This window comes from Microcoleus sp. T3_D1, from assembly GCF_036700405.1.
Lineage (GTDB): Bacteria > Cyanobacteriota > Cyanobacteriia > Cyanobacteriales > Microcoleaceae > Microcoleus.
Map to the genome: position 1 here is coordinate 1 of NZ_JAUBOV010000202.1, position 1,370 is coordinate 1,370.

At 41.5% G+C, this 1,370-nt stretch carries 1 protein-coding gene; it reads left to right on the forward strand.

What is annotated here, in order from left to right; translation table 11 throughout:
* A partial coding sequence (locus QT992_RS33370) for a reverse transcriptase domain-containing protein (protein ID WP_333378757.1) occupies nt 1-1,261 on the forward strand: 1,261 nt, incomplete at its 5' end.
* Nucleotides 1,262-1,370 lie beyond the last annotated feature (109 nt).

Here is a 1,370-nt window from a genome sequence, read left to right on the forward strand (position 1 = left end):
TAGGTCATGTCACGATGCGATTGGAGCTATCTTTGACAGTATCAGATACAAAGCTAAATATGTGCTAGACGCTGATATTGCCAAATGTTTTGACCGCATTAATCACAAAGCATTACTTGACAAAATCAATACCTATCCAGGACTCCGAACACAAATTAAATCCTGGCTTAAAAGCGGGGTATTAGACCAAGGTGAAATCTTCCCGACCAAAGAAGGCACACCACAAGGTGGGGTCATTTCTCCACTTTTGGCTAACATAGCCCTTCACGGAATGGAAGAACGGGTTAAGCAATATGCGGAAACGCTAACAAAAGGATACTACGGAATCAGTAAAAAAGATAAACGAGGTACTCTAAGTTTAATCCGATACGCCGATGATTTTGTGATTATTCACAAAGACATTGAAGTAATACTAGCCTGTCAAAAAATAATTGCAGAATGGTTAAGTGATGTTGGCTTAGAATTGAAGCCAAGTAAAACAAAATTAACCCACACCCTCAACGAATATAATGGAAATGTTGGGTTTGAGTTCTTAGGATTCCATGTACAACAACACAAGGTAGGCAACTATCGAAGTGCCAAAAATACAGTAGGAATACCGCTAGGTTTTACAACATTAATCACCCCGTCTAAGCCCAAAGTCAAAGCCCATCTTACGAAGATTGCAGAAGTAATAGACAACCATAGCCACTCTCCCCAATATGCCTTAATCAAAAGGCTGAATCCAATAATTAGGGGATGGTCAAACTATTACTCAACAGTAGTAAGTAAAGAAACCTTCCTAAAGGTAGACAACCTTACTTATGACAAGTTAAGAGCATGGGCGAGAAGACGGGGAAAAGGTAGCATCAATAAAGACAAATACTGGCGAACAGTAGGCGACAGAAATTGGTGTTTCAGCACAGAAGAAGGTTTAGAATTAGTCCAACACAATGCAAGGCCTATTGTAAGGCACATCAAAGTGAAGGGTAACGCAACGCCTTACGATGGTGACTGGATTTACTGGAGCAAGAGACGCGGAGAATACCCCGAAACACCAACAAGAGTGGCAACACTGCTTAAGACACAAAAAGGTAAATGTACCCACTGTGGTCTGTACTTTACACCTACAGACACTGTAGAAGTTGACCATATCCAACCCCGCTCACTAGGCGGTAAGGATGAGTACAAAAACCTCCAACTTCTACATAAACACTGTCACGACACAAAAACGGAAAATGACGGTTCTATCAACAAGGACTATTCTAGCAATCCGTTTTGAATTGTATCCCTAACAAAGGATGAAGATATCAAGGAGCCGGATGAGGCGAAAGTTTCATGTCCGGTTCTGAAGGAGAGGTAGGGGTAGAAATGCCCCTATCGACTCTAAC